We start from the raw sequence: 17,916 nt of genomic DNA, 5'->3' as shown, positions 1-17,916 counted from the left end.
TAAATTATCTGTGAGAGTGAGTCTCAGTATTATCAAGGAGGAGTATTTTATGTTGTTTAAGAAAGTATTGTTGTCGTTTGGTTTTATGGGAATTTTGTATGGTGTGCAGTCATTGCCGCAGGATCACTCAATGGTTTTGGCGGCATCTATCAACGGTATTATAGTAGATGAAAATGGCGTTGGGATAGAGAAGGCCGAGGTGACGATTAAAGGGAAAAAAGGGCATGATAAGAAGCAAAAAATAAAAACAGATTCCGATGGGCTTTATGAGTTTACTGGACTGAAAAAAGGAAAATACACGATTAAGGTGACGTCTGTTGGATATAAAAACGGGAAGGAAAAAGTAAAGATTGGAAATAACGCAGATGATGTCGAGGGTGATTTTACATTGAATTTTGATGAATACGTGAAGACAAACGACACTGAAACGATGGATGATGCCGTATCGGCTTTTCAGCAAATTGGCACATTGAGAAAAGAAGACCCTGTCAATATAGAAGAGATTGTATCTCTATATGAGGAATATTTACAGGATTTAACGCAGCAATTGGATAGTGAATATAGTCTGACCATGGACGAAGACCTGATTTCTGCAATGGGTGATATTGAAAATGATATTGACCCAAAGCTGGCAGGGCAGGTAATCGACAAAACGCTGCAACGGGTATTTTACCTGGCGATTTATGACAGAATTACAGAGGTCAACAATGATTTTGATGACGAAAGTACTTCATATCTGGGAACATTATGGGATGAGGCATATGCTGCTTATCAGGCATTGTTTAGTACGGCAGACAGGGAAAATAAGGTGCTGACGGAGGACCGTTTGTCCATAGAAACAGGGAGTAATCCGAATCTTGAGGATGGGGTTACTGTTGCATTTATACGGGGAAAAGCAGCGTTAAATAAAAAAGATTTAGACGAAGACGAGATTACCGTAGGGGTCCAGAGGCAGGTTATCCGGTTATCCCTTATCAGGTCTTTCTATATTGCAGTATTGAGGGAAGTGGAGAGCATTATCAATAATCGCGATACAGACCTTGAGAAGGCATTGGAATATCAGAAAGAAGGAGAAGTTTATTACAGAATCATCGAAGAATATGTTTCCCGTGATAATCCTTCCGGAAATGAGACGATAAAAAGCCAACTGACTGGCGATGTGTCGGAGGTAGATGCCGATACCATTGTAAGTGAAATGAGCAGGGGTTTTATTGGCCGGGTAGAAGGGGAGTTGGATGCTGCCGAATCCAACATAAGCGAAGGTGACCGTAAAGATGCCATGATTGTAGCTGAAGAGGCATTGCTTTATTCAGAAGTATTTCTGGAAGATTTGGGATTACGGTTGGGTGATGATGCTATGGATGATATGGAAGATGCGCTCCATGATTTGAGGAATGCCAGCGATAAAATGAAAGCATCATCTGCCGCATCCGCCATAGAAACAATCAGTTCACTTATTGAGAGTTACGAAAACGAATTGCTGTAGTTTAGGTTTTTAATCTGAACCCGCTTTATGTATTGTCAATGTAGCGTTGATTATCTCAGGCGTTATTATCCAAATAAACCACGTGGAAGCCCGCCAGGAAAATGGAAGTATGTTGTGAGTTTGGATTTTATTTAACGGTCTTTCGTGTAGCAAGGAGATTCTATGAACAGAAATAAAAAGATTTATTCGATACTTTTTTTTTTGATACTGGCAACAGGGATTTCTGTAACGGCTTATTACAGGTCCGGAAATGCAGAAGAGCATTCTCAATATGAACATGCAAAATCGGATGTAAAAAACAAGTTAGGTAAAAAAAGCAAAAAGATTAGCTTTACCAATGATATATTGCCGCTCTTTACTGAGCCACAAAAAAGAGGCGGTGAGGAATCGGTTGTATGCGTCAGATGCCATTTTACGAGTCTTACCATAGAAAGCAGCGGAATTCAGGAAAACGCCTTTGCAGAATTTAGCCTGGGGTCATATGCGGATATTATGGCAGGGGCTGACGCAGGTACAGAACCTATTATTGATATTGAAGATCCTGATATAAGCTTGTTGTTGCAAAGGCTGGAGGGAAAGGGCGATGATATGGCGGCGGGCGACGCGCGCATGCCATACGGCGGCCCGTTTTTTAAAAAAAATAAAATCAAAAAAATCCGCACCTGGATAGAACAGGGGGCAATTGATGATACTCCGGAACCTGATTTTAATCGTGATGTACTTCCACTGTTGACTAAATCGGTAAATGGCAATATTCCTTGCAGTCTATGTCACTATAATAATAATGATGCTAGTTCCAAAGAACGTTCGCCTGCTCAGGCATGCATGGATTTGACAAGTTGGGAGGGGATAATATCAGGTGCTGACGGGATTGAACACGAGGAACTTGTGGATAGAGAAAACCCATCGAATAGTTTACTAGTACGACGGCTGCGCGGTCAGGTAACGGAAGAGGAAAAAGAAAATGATCACAGAATGCCTTACGGAGGCCCCTATTTTAGCGAATATGAAATCCAGAAGATAGAGCGCTGGATAGCCAGCGGGGCAAAGGGGCCTAATGGTGAGGATCCCAGTGAGGCAGACATCAGCGATGCAGGGGTATGTCCCGAAGGAAGTGGCAGCGGCAGCGGAAGTGGAAACGATAAATGAATAGTGTACTTTCCGGGAAAACCGGCGGCAAAAAAAAAGAATGGAGGTGTGTTGTGTCAGCAATGGTAATAAGTAGTGCAGAGGGCTTTGCCGGTATGGCGAAACCACTCGAAGATTACGGTATTACAAATATTCATTTTTGTAGTGTTAAGGAGAGAACGGATTTGGACGCTACCGCAATTGCATTTGTGCCGTTTGTTGATTTTATCATAGTAGGGAGAGATGCCGGTGGTTCTCCCTACCTCAATACTATACTGAAAGAAGCAAAAGAACTTCAGATACCAGTATTGCAAGAGAGCTGCATAGCGGAGCAGGGGAAAAAATGAGCCCTGAATAAAACGGGGAGCAATTACCCTTTTCCTTGCTGCTATTGAATGGTGAAATCCGAAGTCATCAACACTCAATCTACAATCTACAGTCGGCAAATTGCAGATTGAGGACTGAGGACTAATGACTGTTTTTTTGCTTGTTTACTTCTGGCTATGCCAGCTTAGGAGGGAAAATAAAAAATGAGAAGGTTTGCATATTGGTATCTCTTTTCTTTGACGGGTTTGTTGGTTATAAGTATGTTGTACGCATTAGTTTGATTGTATAGAAATTATTACGGAGTTATTCATCATGTATTATGTTTTTAAATTGTGTAAGGTGCTCTTTGTAGTAACGATGTAGTTTTTTGAAAAATTCCAATAATAGCGCTGCTTGCCGCATAGTGTAGGGGAGAAGCATTTGTTATAATCGGTTGCTGCTCGTTCCTCACTTGATATCTACGCCCACTAAATTCATGTAGTGCGACGAACCTCGTCGCACTACAAATGACAATTTCCAGTTTCAAAAGACTAAAGTGTTACTCTTTGTAAGTAATAACAAACAATGACTTCCATTGAATCAGGCATTAAGGCCTCTGTGCTTGGTATAATTATTAATACAGCGCTGGCAATAATTAAAATCATTACCGGCATCATCGGGCATTCGTATGCATTAATTGCAGACGGCATTGAATCCACTACGGATGTCATCAGTTCTGTTATCGTATGGAGCGGCCTGAGAATAGCATCAGAACCTCCGGATGAAAAACACCCTTACGGGCATGGAAAGGCAGACTCTATTGCAGGACTGTTTGTTTCCATGTTATTATTTGGGGCAGCCTTGTTTATTGCAGTTCATAGTATTAAAGATATTCTGGTTCCCCATAAAACACCTGAATGGTTTACGCTTATCGTATTAGTGTTTGTCATTGTAACAAAAGAAATACTCTTTCGGTTTGTTATTTCCATCGGAGATTCAATAGACAGTACCGCATTGCAAGGTGACGCATGGCATCATCGGGCTGACGCACTTACTTCAGCCGCTGCATTAATTGGTATTTTCAATTGCTCTTATAGGCGGCAAAGGCTATGAAAGCGCAGACAGTTGGGCGGCTTTATTTGCATGTGTGATTATAACTTTTAACGGTATGAAACTTTTCAGGACAGCGCTCAATGAGGTAATGGATGCCTCAGCTCCGCAAACAATAAAAGATGAAACCATTAGAATGGCAAAACAGGTAGAGGGTGTTTTATCGATCGGGAAATGCAGGATTAGAAAAAGCGGAATTACGCTGCTGGTAGATATTCATGTGCAGGTTGAAGGTGAGATGAGTGTAATGGAAAGCCATGCGATTGCACACCTGGTAAAAGACGAGCTGATTAATAAAAATGTAAATATCCGCGATGTGGTAGTGCATATAGAACCGTACCATTCTGATAAAATAAATGTAAAAGAATACAATGGACTTTCATTTTTTTCATATGTAAGCTCAATTTGGTTTTTATTACTTTTATTTGACAAAAAGGAGAATACCATATGACTAATAATGCAGTATTTTATTGGTGGATTTTTTAAATAAACATTTATAAGAGGAAATTCGGGAGGGATGGTTATGGGTATTTTAAATACATTTAAAAAAGTATATGCAGTGACGGGTTTTTTTGCCTTGTTAGCAGTATTTTCTCTATCGCAGGTGGGGTCCTCTGCTTTTGCCGCGTGTGCAAAAGTAGATGATTGCTTTTCGTGTCATACCACACAAGAATTAAATGCAGTCCATAAAAATACTCCATACCAGGGACAAAGCTGTATTGTGTGTCACAAAGCTTTTGCTGCAGATGATACATGCTCAGACGCAAAAGATGGTAGATTCGCAAAAATTTCATCTGAAATAAACATCAACAAAGAAGATTGGAACAAAATTCAACGTGCAGTCCATGAGACAACAGAAAAGCATCTTGTAGGGAGAAAATTCTTAAACATTTACGGACCACTTGGAACAGGCGCCCAGAGTGTGCCACTTGATACGTATGGCCTGCCATCATGGGCAAGCATTGATATGCTGGGCGAGGGCAATGAGGCGATACATCCCCTTAAGAGGGAAATTGCTCAAATATACCTTATTTACAAAGACTTTTGGCTTTTCCGGAGAGATATTGAGTTCAGCAAAAAGTGTGAGACGCCCATTGATATAAGTGCTGCAATAGGAGCTGCGGTGTCTGTTTCCAGGAAAGAGGACGACATGGTTTTTAACGGTTTGTCTGAGATGGGCATTCCGGGGCTTTTGACTGCAAGCGGCAGGAATATAATGAAACTCAGTGATTGGTCAGTTATTGGAAACGGCTTTCAGGATGTTGTATTGGCAGTAGAGAAACTGACAAGCAGGGGTTTTAATGGCCCGTTTGCTTTGGTAGTGAGTCCAAAGTTGTATGCATATCTCCACAGGGTTTATGAGCGTACAGGACAATTAGAGATACAGGGGGTAAAAGAGTTGGTAAACGGGGGTGTTTATCAGAGCTACGTTTTTAATAAAGATGTGGCGCTCGTAATTGCAACGGGCAGTCTGAATATGGACCTTGCCGTAGGGAGCAATTATAAAGTAGAGTACTGGGGCCCTCAGGATCTGAACCACCGGTTCAGGGTTGTGGGGAGTTCTGTGCTCAGGATTAAATGTCCGCAGGCAATTTGTACATTGGAGTAGGTTATGCTTAACAAATCAGCGGCTTTAGTGCCTGTGGTGCTGGCTTTCCTTTTCCTTTTTCTGTGTTTTCAATGTTTATACGCTGACATCCGCTGTCTTACCGGTAAGGATGGTGCTGTGCATTTGGAGATGGAGGCCAAACCCTTAACAATAGAGCCAAGGCCCGGCGTGTTCTTTGATGCCTGGGGGTATTGCCTGAAAGGTGACGTACCCACCGTACCCGGCCCTGTCATAAAGGTAAGGGAAGGAACTAAGGTTAAGATTCTCTTCAGGAATAAACTGACAGTTCCTGCCTCTATCCACCCTCACGGAGTTAAATATACCACCGCCAATGTCGGCGTTAATATTGCCGGGAATCCAGCAAGTATTGTAGCGCCTGGGGATTCAAGGATTTTTGAGTGGGATACTGCCGGCACGCCAGGCACGTGGTTTTACCACTCCTACGTATTTGAGAGAGGCGGCGAAGAGGGATTATCCAGAGGATTATGGGGAGCGCTTATTGTGGAACCGGTTGGCGGTGATCCAAATCCTCCGGATAAAGAGTTTGTGGTATTTATGCATGCATTTAATGTAAACGGACAGGAATACTATGCCTTTAACAATAAATCAGGCGATATTGAGCTTATGAGGGGAGACAGTTCCGCATTTCCAGGAGAAACATGGAAGGCAAAAATGGGGGACAAGGTAAGGTTTCATCTCATAAATATTACGGAGGAAGCACACACTTTTCATACCCACGGGCATCGCTGGCTGGATAAATCTTGTGATAAGCTTATTGATACTATCGGGTTGAATCCATTTGACTCTTATGTCCTGGATTTCGTTGCCGGTGAAGGTGTGGGGAAGGGTAACTGGGCTTTTCACTGCCAGTCACAGGAACATATGATGAACGGCATGTTCGGTATTTTTATGGTTGAGGAAGGGAAAAGGGTCAATGCTGTGATTGCATCGTGCGATGAAGGTAGGAAAACACTCAGTGCGCCTGGCCAGGATAGACAGCCTCCAACGCTTGAGGGTTTTTCAGGTGCTTACATGTATCCGGAAATTACAGAGAAAAACATGTATGAATCATTTGCAGGCTTAGAAAAGGGTGACGGCATTTGGGGTGATTATTATAGCCCTATTCCGCTTTATACCTATTTTAATCCTTCACGGCATTATGTTCCTCCGGAAAGCGACGCTTATACAAATCTACTGGTGAAATACAGGCCGGATCAGTGCGTAGAATGCCATGAGGAAACAACACCTGGTATTGTTGCCGAATGGAAAATGTCCAACCATGCAAATCCAAAGAAAAACCCGCATGTATCCGCTGAGACGCAGGAGATAGAGGCATTAATCGGGAAAGAGCTGAACAACTGGCGGCCTGGCACAAAGGACGGTGTGTATTGTTCTTACTGCCATGGTTCCGATCATGAAAAACTCTTTATGCCCACAGTTGACAATTCATGCGGAGCCTGTCATCCAAAACAAGCAGCGGAATTTATAAAAGGGAGAGATCATGGAAGGCCAAACCACCCTCAAAGCTGGGAAGGGAATGTATCTACTCCATGGTATGCTGAATACTATCGGCGAGGCGAGGGATATTCTATGGTGGGGTGCGATCAATGCCACCAAAACATGTCTTCATGTGATGATTGCCATTCACGCCACCGTTTTTCCGCGGCTGAAGCCCGAAGGCCCGAAGCATGTTCAATTTGTCATATGGGACCTGACCACCCCGATTGGGAGAGTTATTCACGTTCCAAATGGGGGGTAATTTATGAGACTACAAAAGAGCGGTGGAATTGGGACAAAAACCTTGCGGAGGTTATTCCCGGGGAAGATTATCTGGCGCCGACTTGTCAATATTGTCATATGTACGTTGGAAATAATAAATGGGAAATGAATGTGGAAACAAAGGGTATATGGCGCATGGGAGTCATTCCCCCAAAGGAAGTGGAATTTAAATCAGGACTAAAAGACTTCCCCTATGGAATAAAAATACCGCCCATGGATAAAAAACTTGAAATCTATTCTGCTGAAAGCCAGGAAAAACGCCGCAAATGGGTGGAGCTTTGTTCAAAATGCCATAGCAGCCGCTTTGCCGGCATGTGGCTTGATTCGTTAGACCAATATATGTTTGAATCATGGCGGCGGATAGACGAAGCGCAGCTTATTATAGAAAAACTTTTTAGTGAGAATGCAATTGAACCTCCTCCGGAGAAAAGGCCTCCCTTTCCCCTCAGTGATTTGATTATTAAGGTGCTTGGCGCTGAAAAACTGGGGGCTGAAATGTACAGGCTATTTAAACAAACCAACGGACATTTACCGGTGATAGGCCCCATTCTTGGCGCTTATTCTATTTTTACCCAAAATGAAGGGAATCCTGGCGGCATAGAAAGGGAATATGCGGAGATGTGGTTCTGGAGCCATTTGCAAGGTTATAAAGGCGCTGCTCACGCCCAGCCGGATATAAGCTGGTGGTGGGGTACTGCTCAGGGAGTCGGGAATCTGACTCGTATACGGGATGAGGCTGAAAAATTAAGACGTTTAAAATCCGGTAGCAGTTCAGGCTTTTGAAAAAGCAAAGGCATTCGTTGGCAAGATTTTAAGTTTTTTATATGTATGAGCGTGTTAAGAGTGTTGAACCGTCGTTACAAAAATCGATATTTTCAGATGAATAATTGTGTGAATTACAAAAAAGAGATAGTTAAAAATAGCATAAAATGGCTCTTCCCCATAGCATTGCCGTTTGTTATTTATTGGGTTTTATTTTCGAAAATGAGGCCGGAAGATTTTCTCGTTACGATAAAAAATGCGTCTGTTCTCTGGTTAGCATTAGGGTTTATTGCCTATAGCGCAAACCAGGCATTTCGCACATTACGTTTTCAATGCCTTATCCACACAAAAAAGACATTGAGAAAACAATTGTTCCGGGTGCAGTCATTATACATTTTTTATAACTACTTGCTGCCTTTTAGGACCGGAGAGGCTACGTATATATATCTTGCGCGAAAGCATTTGAACATTCCTGTGGCGAACGGTATCTCTTCCCTTGTGGTTGCAAGGATGTTTGATTACTCACTTCTTATTGTATGTTGCGGGATAATAGCATTATGTATGAAATTGCGCATGACACCCTGGATAAGCATGCTAATGAAAGGCGGGGCAGTATTGTTTTTTGCGATTACCGCATTGTTTATTTTGTGCATGTTAAGGAAGAATACCTATGTGGTATGGATAGGGGAAAAAAGTAATTTTTTCGCTTTGTGGCAGGAAAATAAATTAATCCAAAAATTTTCAGGAGAGTTTCAGAAAATTGTACAGAGCTTCAGGGAAATCAGTAATATCAGGACAGGCCTTCAAACCGTTTTTTATACACTATGTACCTGGTTGTGCATATTCCTGGCTTTTTATATGATTACCAGGGGATTAGGGTATTCTGTAAGCTTTTTGCAGATGACAGCCGTATCGGTTATCGCCGTAATGTCAAGGGCGTTTCAGGGGGTCGCGGATTTTGGTTCACACGAGATGGGATGGTTCGGAGGACTGGTGCTTATCGGGTTTTCAGGGAAAGACGCCAGTATCGTATCTTTTTCATCACACATAATTATACTGTGTTATATGCTGGTTGTTACCATTTATTCAAAAATTACTTTGAGAAAATACGATGCTATCGCAGCGGCGCCATGTATTTTGAAAGAAAGATATGGAAGGAGCGTCGGAGAATAATTTTATTGACAATCAGATTTTTTTTAGTATTATATTGCGAATGAGTCTCAATAACAATATTTGGAGGATTGAAAATGTCTGTATTGATAGTGGGCGGCGATCATCTGGGGAGTATTCCAAAGGAGCTTGATAAAATAGGGGTGAATGATATAAAACATCTGGCTGGGAGAAGCAATCAAAAGATGCGAAACAGCATTCCTGAGTCAATGGATTTTATTATTGTATTGTGTGATTACGTGAACCATAACCTTTCACACAAAATTAAAGAGTATGCAAGTTTGAAGGAAATACCTGTTGTTTATGCAAAAAGATCATGGTCGTCCATTTATCAAAAGATAAAGGATAACCAGTGTCAGCTTAAAAAGAAGGGGTTGCTGTTCCCACTTAATTAAACGTATAGGAATTTTCAATATTTTTGTAGAGACGCATTACATGCGTCTCTACAAAAAATGTTATGGAATTTCAAAGTTGTAGAACGAAGCGATTGCTTCGTTACGAGCGAAGTGGTGCTTTGCTTTGCATTGATGTATTGGAGTTTCAAATTTTTAGTCAAGCAATGAACAAACTCACCCATTAATCCCCTCCCAAGAAGGGACTTGTCGAATTCCCCTCTTGGGAGGGGCCAGGGGGTGAGTAAAATTGAATGCCGTTGGTTTTTGTCTTTTAAAAACTCAACTTAAAAGAAACAATTCTCATTTTCTCGCTAAAAAGAGGGGATAAAGAGGGGGCAGTGGGTTAAATAGTTATAAAAATTACTAATGTTTGGTGAACCATGAGGAGCAGTTATTGATTAAAGTAATATTATGACAAGACAAAAGGCAAATATCCATGAAGTAATTGATATTGTCGTAAATATTTTAAATGCAAGGGATCCATACACCTCTATTCATTCATGGCGCGTTGCTGAATTGTCAGTGATGATTGCAAATGAAATGGCATTGCCGGAGAATGAAAAAGAAATAATACATATAGCAGCACATTTGCACGATATAGGCAAGATAGGTATATGCGATAAGATATTAAATAAACCTGGAAAACTGACCATTGAAGAAAAAAAAGAAATACAGGCACATCCACGGATAGGTTGTAATATTCTGAAAAGATTGCCGTTGTTTGGGGATATATCATGGATAGTGCTTCACCATCATGAACGTTTTGACGGACTGGGTTATCCGGAAGGCATTAAAGGGGGAGGCATTCCTCTGGCCTCGAGAATAATTTCTGTGGCAGACGCCGTTGATGCAATAATTGCAGGCCGTTCCTATAGAAGGGCAAAAAACATAGAGGAATGTTTCGGGGAGATTGAGCTTCATACCGGGAGCCAGTTTTGTCCAACAGTAATAAGCCACATGATGAAGATACAAAATGAAATAGAAGTGGTATTAAATAAATTAAAAACAGAAGAAATAAAACATTATGCCTTTGTGGGGCATGAAGAATTAATGCACTCAAGGAGATTGATTTAGTTATGAAATATAATACTACTCTAAAGATAACCATTGTGTTTTTCATTGTATCTGTTTTTCTTTGCAAGGGCGCCTTTGCCGGTGTTTCATATACGTTGAGCAGAAATGCGGACTTTTCTACGGATGACAGGGCTTTTCTCGCCACGGATACCCTCTTTGTGAAGATATCACAAAATAAGTATGACTATCATGACGTTACAAAATCTGTTTTTACTTTAAAAGAAAAGGGTAAAAACTCAAAAAATGAATTTGAATTAACCTGGAATACGGCTCAAAGCGCGTTCACAGGTTCAGTTTCGTTCGGTGATTATGAGGTTGGCAAAAAAATAACAATCAAGATACTACTGGAATGGAAAGATTATAAAATCAGAAAAAAAGCGCGTCTTGTGGTAGGTACGTATGAAACGTGGGAGATTGCCGGAACCGTTTATGATAAATATTCAGGTAATATAAAAGATGCCCGGGTAAGGATACAGGGGATGGCGGATATTAATAAAAATGATGAGAGCTATTATCCGGAAGATGAAGCACACTATGTGCTCTCTGACGAAGACGGAAGTTTTTTAATTACATACGAGGGCATTTCCGGACAGGAAGTCATAGTTGCCGCAGGCAAAGAAGGATTTAAAAATGCGGGTAAAGAAATAATTTTGGGGGAGGATGATTTTGCAGAGATTGCCCTTTCAACGTTTCCGGAGAAAGACCATTCTGATTATGAATACCGGACGAGTAAAAATTGTAAAAAGTGTCACAGTAATATTTATAATGAATGGAATGACAGCGAGATGGCAGCCTCGGCGATGAATCCGATAAATCAACTGAACTTTCTTTTATATACCGCATGGTACGTGACGGGTGACCGCTCAAATTTTGAAGATGATTCAATCTTTAACGATCCGAATCCTGAATTTGTAGGCGATAAGGGGAAAATATTTGAAGACGACACCGGCAGATATAAGATTCTCGGAGACGCGGGGAATCTTCACGATTGCGCTGATTGTCATTCTCCTTCGTTTGCATCCGGTTTACAGGGCGACGGTAAGACACCAAAATGGGATATGAGGGCAGGTGTTTTGACTGATGTTGATAATTTATCTTCAATAGACAAACAGGGTGTTCATTGTGATTTTTGTCATAAGATTCAAAATGTGCATGATGGGGAAGAGTATTGGACGGAACCAGGCGTGAATTATAAAGTTGACCTTTTACGTCCCGATCCTTCCCTGGAATCCTCAAAAGAGGGGAAGGTGATGTTTGGGCCTTTTGACGATGTTACATATAAAAGTATGCAGGCATCGTACGTTCCTCTGTTTAAAAAGAGTGAAATATGCACCTCCTGCCATCAGGATGCACGGAAATTATATTTACAACCGGTAGACGAAAATGATCAACCTACGGGTGAAGAAACCATTGAGAGAATATTATGGAGTGAAGATACATATCGCGAATGGAGATTTAGCGGTTATAGCGGATTAGAAGAAGATTATCCGGTAAACAATTATGCAGGGCGGGCGCTGCAGTGTCAGGATTGCCATATGAAAGACCCACCCCCTGACCCCGCAACGGGCAAATCTATTGCAAATTATAAAGAGGTCACAGATTCATTTTATATGTTGTCCGAAGACAAAAAGCAGTCGGGGACCAGCCGCGACCCCAGAACCATATATCCTCACCATTTTGAAGGAACCAATCAAAACCTTCCGGTTGGCGAAAAGAAACGATATCTTGATTGGGCGGTGGATCTTTCAGTTTCGAATGCCAGTGTCACTGATGGTATTGTCAGTTTTGATGTGGATGTGAAAAATTCACATACGGGTCATGCTTACCCATCCGGTGTTACGCAACGAAATGTCGTTTTATATGTGGAAGTAACGCAAACAGGAAATTCTCTTAGTCAAACCAATGATCAAGTCGTTGATACCCCGGGAGGAAATTTCCCGAATGGCTATTATAATGGTGAAGGAGACTATGCAGGGAAGTCGGGCAAAATATTCATAAAACATAACAGGATGCTTGAAGATAACAAGGATCTGGATCCTTTTTTCAATGATATATTGTATGCCTTTGCCGTTGAGGAATTGTACGATACGCGCATCAAGGCGAATGAGACAGACACCACACACTATGAGTTCCAAACACTGGACAACAGCACAATAACCATCACTGCAAGGCTTATTTACCGCTTTTATCCGAAAGGAACGCTTGAATTTGCGGCGCAAAACGGATATGTGATTTCTTCCCTGGAGGAAAATGATTATGAATCGCATAAAGTGGAAATAACCGTAGAGCCGTAAAATGGATATCCGTGAAGGCGCGTTACTGAACAAAAAAATTAAGAACAAATTCGAATGTCGAATCACGAAATTCAAGACAAATACTAAATTAAAATGTTTGAATGCCCAAAAAATTCCAAATATCGTAGTGTAGGGGGCGAATCATTTGCCAGTTTGAGTATGAACGCATTTATGGCAATTTACAGCAAATGCTTTACCCCTCCTTTTTCAAAAAACTAAAGTGTTACGGTAATTGTCATTTGTAGTGCGACGAGGTTCGTCGCACTATATGAGTTTAGTGTGCCCGGCATCCCTAACCTGCAGAGCCGTTTCTAATGGTTGGTTCAATCGTCCAAAATTGAACCGAAACTTTTTGCACTGTTTATGGTTTTTTTCACGGCTTTTTACCATTCACAGCCAATGGTACTGCAAAAAACATCCGGTTCAATCTGAAAACAGGAAGGATACAAAGTGTTTGTAAAAGATGGATATATCTGTTACTATTTTTACTTTTCAACGAAGACAAAGGGATTGTCGTAAATGAAACGGAATGTTGCCTTATTAATGATCACTTTTTTTGCTTTCATAGCACTTGCCGGTTGTGCTACAGGACAATGGGGACGAAGGAATTTAACCAATGTTTCACGGTATGTCAACGGCGATGCCGCATCGGTTTGGGAGGCGGTTGATCAGGCGCTTATTGGAATACGCGTGAAAGAGAAGAATGTGGAAAAAGGATTCCTGGTAACTGACTGGGTGACGGGCTATTCCACAACACAGAACATGGGAGTGCTTTTGGAGGGGAGATGGCACGAACGTTACCGTTTATTCATTACCGTTGTGCCGGAGCAAAACAAAACCTATCTTTCGATAGGATCTCAGGTGGAACAGAAGGCTCCTGGCGGAACGCGCGCGTATCGCTGGGACCGCATTCCGTCAAATGGACTCCCCGAACAAATGATCCTTGATAGGGTTGAACAGATTCTTAGTGCAATGGAGCAGGCGCCTTGAAACATTTAATTGCAATGTAGGGGCGAAGCATTTGTTGTAAATTGTCATAAATGCGTTCATACCCAAACGGGCAAATGCTTCACCGCTACCGTGCTCTACAATGTGTCAATATTAGCTTTTTTAAATCGGTTTGAGGCCCCGCTTCGCCGGATATTTTCCGATAGGATAGTTTATCATGAATAAAAATGTATTTTTTCAGTTCAGCTTTTACGTTTCACTGAGCTTGTTGGTGTTGTTTGCCGGCAAGGTTTTTTCTCAGGAAGGGGAAGCGGAACCTGCAGAAAATTTTCAAATGGACGTGTATCTTACCCAGGAAGAGGCGCTTAAACTGGTTTTCCCGAAGAGCGATGAAATAGTAACCGACGAATTTATTATGACTCCGGAAGAAAAACAGCATCTGGAACAGTTATTAAAAAGGCGTATCTTTGAGGATGGTTTTATCGTATATATTGGAAAGAAAAATAATGAAATCCAGGGATATGCGATCATAACAGAAGAGATAGGCAAGTTTCACCCGTTTACCTTTATTGTTGGAGTAAAACCAAACGGGAAGATAAGCGAGGTCGCCGTGCTTGTCTATCGGGAGAGCCGCGGGGGAGAGATTGCAAGGAAACGTTTTCTCCACCAGTTTTCAGGCAAATCATTCAAAAATTCAATCAGGACCAACAAAGACATCATTAATATCACCGGTGCTACCATGTCAGTTCAATATATGTGCGCCGGTGTAAGGAAGGTGCTGGGAGTGATAAATGAATATTATCTGAACGGCAAGAGGGAGGTAAACGTTAAGAAACAGGGCAATACCCTGGTAAAACTTAATGGAGATAGCACGTTTAATGATAAAAAAATGCAATCGTCTGAGGGCGTGGCGCATCGCAATTTCAATGAAGAACAGAGCAAAAGAGGGGATGAAGCTTCCGGGAAAAAACTCGTAAAAGAAACGAGAATGATTATGGGTACTTTCGCCGAGATATCCACCTATTCCAATGATGTGAAGAATGCAGGTGCAGCAATTGACGCCGCGCTGAATGAAATGGAGCGAATGGACGCACTTTTAAGCAATTACAAAAAAGACAGCGAACTTTCCAGGGTGAATAGGGAAGCGGCAAAGGCTCCTGTTCCATGCTCTGAGGAATTCCTGGAATTTATTGAACAATCACTTTTTTTTAGCGAGTTAAGCGGCGGGGCGTTTGATATTACCGTTTCTCCCATAGTTTCGTTATGGGGGTTCTTTAATGAGAAGGGACATATTCCCTCTGATGAAGAAATTAACAGGCTTTTGCCGTCTGTATCGTATAAAAATATAGAGATAAAAAGAAACGGAGATAAGAAAAAACCAGGCACGGTGTTTTTTAAACATATATCAACGCAAATAGACCCGGGCGCTATTGGGAAAGGATATGCCGTAGACAAGGCGTTGAACGTATTAAAGAAATATGGCATTGACAATGCCTGTATTAATCTGGGCGGCAATATATATGTATTGGGGGTTTCTGACGGGAAAGACGCCTGGAGGGTTGGCATACAGCATCCTAGATATAAAAATGAAATACTGGGATATTTGGAGCTTAAGGATGAAGCAACTGCGACGTCGGGCGATTATGAACGATTCTTTGAAATTAATGGCGTCCGGTATTCACACATAATTGATCCACGGACAGGGAAGCCTGTAAACGGAACAATTGCTGTGACAATAATTGCTCCATCCGGAACGGATGTTGATGCGCTTTCTACAAGTGTATATGTTTTGGGACAAGAAAAAGGACTGAAATATTTACGTGAGATTCCCGGTGCTGAGGCATTGATTGCGTGTGAGAAGGGCGGGAAAATTGTATTGTATGCAACCCGTGGTTTTAATGAAAAATTTACAAGAGTTGAAAATGAAGGAAAAACCGATGTCACGTGGCATGTGGTCTCTGCCAATTAGCAATAAGATATTTTTTACATTTTTCCTGGCCATAATTACCGTCGCCATTGGGGTAGGTTTTTGGATAGCGTATGACAAGACGGGTTTTTCTCCGGCGAAAACGGTGCGCTATTATTGTGGCGATGAAGGGGGAGAATTTGATCCGAATCAATCTCAGGAAGAATACATGGAGAGCTTAAAGGAAGGTATTTATTTCCCCAAGTCGTACAGAGAACTTTTAGGAGTAACCCACGCCCATATCTTCTCAATACCCATTGTCGTTTTTATCCTTTCCAGGATGCTTGCAATGACGCAATTGCGTGATTGGTTAAAGATTGCCGTTTACAGCGGCTCTTTAGCAGGGATCATCATGAACCTCTGTGCGCCATGGCTTATACGCTATACGTCACACCATTTTGTCATACTGTTAACCATTTCCAACATCCTCTTTATCCTTACCTTCGGCGCATACATCTTTTTCCCCCTCTACGATATGTGGTTTTATCGTGGACAAACAAAAAAGTAACAGGCAAATAAGGCAAAACAGGCAGACAAACAGCTACGGCACGACAATACCTGAGACAGTTTGTAAGTTTTGATAATTTGTTAAATCAAATCCCACTAATGTTCCGGAAACAGCGTTTCCGGTGCAATAAGGCGCCCCCCGACTAATAGTTAGCTATACTGGTACCTGGATTTTCCTGAATATTAACAATTCCAACATATCCTTGTAATTAAAACTGTCAAATGTATAATCTTCTCAGGGAAAAATACATTATTGTCAATAGGTTAGGTTTGACCCCATTATTTTGACCCCATTATTACTTTGACCCCATTATTACTCCCTTATTAGGTTTAAATCAAATCCCCCCTTAATGACCCCATTAGGTTTTTAGCGATGTAAAAACGACGAGGATTAATCGCTGATCGGCAGGGGTCCATAGCCTGTTAGACAGGCTTTGAAATGGAATAAGGGGATTTTTATACTGATCCGTATAAGACGACATGATAACAAGTGCAAAGAGACACTGGTGGCAGTGTCTGAAGTGATTATCACGATAGTCTTTACCATATCAAAGGCATGTTATGTGGACAAAAAACCTGTATTCCGCATATTATGCGGATCAATCTAAGTCAATGTTATACGGAATAAATAAAAATATTCAATTATGGATAACTCGAATACCTCAGACGGTTTAACAGATAATTGGTGGCATCTTAAACAGTTGATAGATATTATAAAATATGAATCTCGCTTTATCATGCAAGAGCCATACAAATCATTCGTTGATTCAATAATTCAAATGGTTTGTGAACAATTCAACTCGATTATTCCCGCTGATTCAAAGCTTTATCGTGCTAGAATTAACAAAATTAAATTTGAAAAGAGAGAGGATGAGAAAAAACCATTTCCTCCGGAAGAAATGGGTCCTCCACCTCGGCATCTTGCTATATCAGGAAGAATTAATCCCGAGGGGATTCCATATCTTTACTGTGCTGGAGAATTAGATACAGCAGGGGCGGAACTCAGGCCGTGGAAAGGAGCATATCTGACTATAGGTGAAGTCGAAATAAAGCGGACTATTAGTATTGCTGATCTAACACTGGAATGTAAAGACGATAGCTGGAAATTGTTTTTTTACGATTTTGCGGACATGTTTTCAATGCAGTGGCCGCTCGAATTAAAATTGAACTATTTGGTGACACAATATTTTTCGGAGCACTTTAAATCAGTAGGGTTCAGAGGAATAAAATATAAAAGTGAATTTAATGTTGGCGGGAATAACTATTCATTATTTTATAAAGAGGACTATGATATTATTAAAACATACAGCGTGGAGACGTCTGACATAAGCTACTTTTTTTATGAAAATAAAAACGTATAACAATACGCTCAAGAAGAACGT

15 protein-coding genes are annotated in these 17,916 nt (G+C 41.3%); all 15 read left to right on the top strand.

The genetic code is table 11. The features are described 5' to 3' along the window. Nucleotides 1–49: 49 nt before the first annotated feature. The 15 genes from QZT26_RS03680 (at nucleotide 50) to QZT26_RS03610 (ending at nucleotide 17,895) form a co-directional block, all read left to right on the top strand. Nucleotides 50–1,486 (top strand): carboxypeptidase-like regulatory domain-containing protein, encoded by a 1,437-nt coding sequence (locus tag QZT26_RS03680; protein ID WP_197705241.1) that lies wholly within the window; start codon nucleotides 50–52, stop codon nucleotides 1,484–1,486. Nucleotides 1,487–1,648: 162 nt separating this feature from the next. Further along, a complete protein-coding gene (locus tag QZT26_RS03675; RefSeq protein WP_099326437.1) occupies nucleotides 1,649–2,635 on the top strand; it encodes a hypothetical protein in 987 nt (328 codons plus the stop codon). After that, nucleotides 2,632–2,961 carry a hypothetical protein gene (locus QZT26_RS03670; protein ID WP_099326438.1) on the top strand — a complete coding sequence of 110 codons (330 nt, stop codon included), beginning with the start codon at nucleotides 2,632–2,634 and terminating at the stop codon, nucleotides 2,959–2,961. Before QZT26_RS03675 ends, QZT26_RS03670 begins: the two co-directional genes overlap by 4 nt. Nucleotides 2,962–3,505: 544 nt before the next feature. Next, nucleotides 3,506–4,033, top strand: coding sequence for a cation diffusion facilitator family transporter (locus QZT26_RS03665; RefSeq protein WP_295100737.1), 528 nt, complete (start codon nucleotides 3,506–3,508; stop codon nucleotides 4,031–4,033). Then, nucleotides 3,993–4,481, top strand: a complete 489-nt coding sequence (locus QZT26_RS03660) for a cation transporter dimerization domain-containing protein (protein ID WP_295100735.1) — start codon at nucleotides 3,993–3,995, stop codon at nucleotides 4,479–4,481. Before QZT26_RS03665 ends, QZT26_RS03660 begins: the two co-directional genes overlap by 41 nt. Nucleotides 4,482–4,553: 72 nt before the next feature. After that, nucleotides 4,554–5,639, top strand: coding sequence for a family 1 encapsulin nanocompartment shell protein (locus tag QZT26_RS03655; protein ID WP_157820694.1), 1,086 nt, complete (start codon nucleotides 4,554–4,556; stop codon nucleotides 5,637–5,639). 3 nt (nucleotides 5,640–5,642) lie between these two features. After that, complete coding sequence (locus tag QZT26_RS03650; protein WP_099326442.1) at nucleotides 5,643–8,201, top strand: multiheme c-type cytochrome; 2,559 nt, start codon at nucleotides 5,643–5,645, stop codon at nucleotides 8,199–8,201. Between the two features lie 108 nt (nucleotides 8,202–8,309). Next, nucleotides 8,310–9,353, top strand: a complete 1,044-nt coding sequence (locus QZT26_RS03645; protein ID WP_157820695.1) for a lysylphosphatidylglycerol synthase transmembrane domain-containing protein — start codon at nucleotides 8,310–8,312, stop codon at nucleotides 9,351–9,353. Between the two features lie 74 nt (nucleotides 9,354–9,427). Then, nucleotides 9,428–9,745 (top strand): DUF2325 domain-containing protein, encoded by a 318-nt coding sequence (locus QZT26_RS03640; protein ID WP_099326444.1) that lies wholly within the window; start codon nucleotides 9,428–9,430, stop codon nucleotides 9,743–9,745. A gap of 411 nt (nucleotides 9,746–10,156) precedes the next feature. After that, nucleotides 10,157–10,819, top strand: a complete 663-nt coding sequence (locus tag QZT26_RS03635; protein WP_099326445.1) for an HD-GYP domain-containing protein — start codon at nucleotides 10,157–10,159, stop codon at nucleotides 10,817–10,819. Between the two features lie 2 nt (nucleotides 10,820–10,821). Continuing rightward, a complete protein-coding gene (locus QZT26_RS03630) occupies nucleotides 10,822–13,113 on the top strand; it encodes a hypothetical protein (protein WP_099326446.1) in 2,292 nt (763 codons plus the stop codon). A gap of 519 nt (nucleotides 13,114–13,632) precedes the next feature. After that, nucleotides 13,633–14,103 (top strand): hypothetical protein, encoded by a 471-nt coding sequence (locus QZT26_RS03625; RefSeq protein ID WP_295100724.1) that lies wholly within the window; start codon nucleotides 13,633–13,635, stop codon nucleotides 14,101–14,103. A 175-nt stretch (nucleotides 14,104–14,278) separates the two neighbouring features. Continuing rightward, nucleotides 14,279–16,030: an FAD:protein FMN transferase gene (locus QZT26_RS03620; protein ID WP_295100721.1), complete on the top strand. Its 1,752-nt coding sequence runs from the start codon at nucleotides 14,279–14,281 to the stop codon at nucleotides 16,028–16,030. Continuing rightward, nucleotides 15,984–16,535 carry a hypothetical protein gene (locus tag QZT26_RS03615; RefSeq protein WP_295100718.1) on the top strand — a complete coding sequence of 184 codons (552 nt, stop codon included), beginning with the start codon at nucleotides 15,984–15,986 and terminating at the stop codon, nucleotides 16,533–16,535. The genes QZT26_RS03620 and QZT26_RS03615 overlap by 47 nt, the downstream gene beginning before the upstream one ends. A gap of 700 nt (nucleotides 16,536–17,235) precedes the next feature. Further along, nucleotides 17,236–17,895, top strand: a complete 660-nt coding sequence (locus QZT26_RS03610; RefSeq protein ID WP_295100715.1) for an RES family NAD+ phosphorylase — start codon at nucleotides 17,236–17,238, stop codon at nucleotides 17,893–17,895. Nucleotides 17,896–17,916: the final 21 nt, after the last annotated feature.

The sequence above is a fragment of the uncultured Candidatus Kuenenia sp. genome (genome assembly GCF_900696675.1).
Lineage (GTDB): Bacteria > Planctomycetota > Brocadiia > Brocadiales > Brocadiaceae > Kuenenia > Kuenenia stuttgartiensis_A.
Note: the sequence above shows the minus strand (reverse complement) of the source record. Positions and strands in the feature narration are given on the sequence as shown.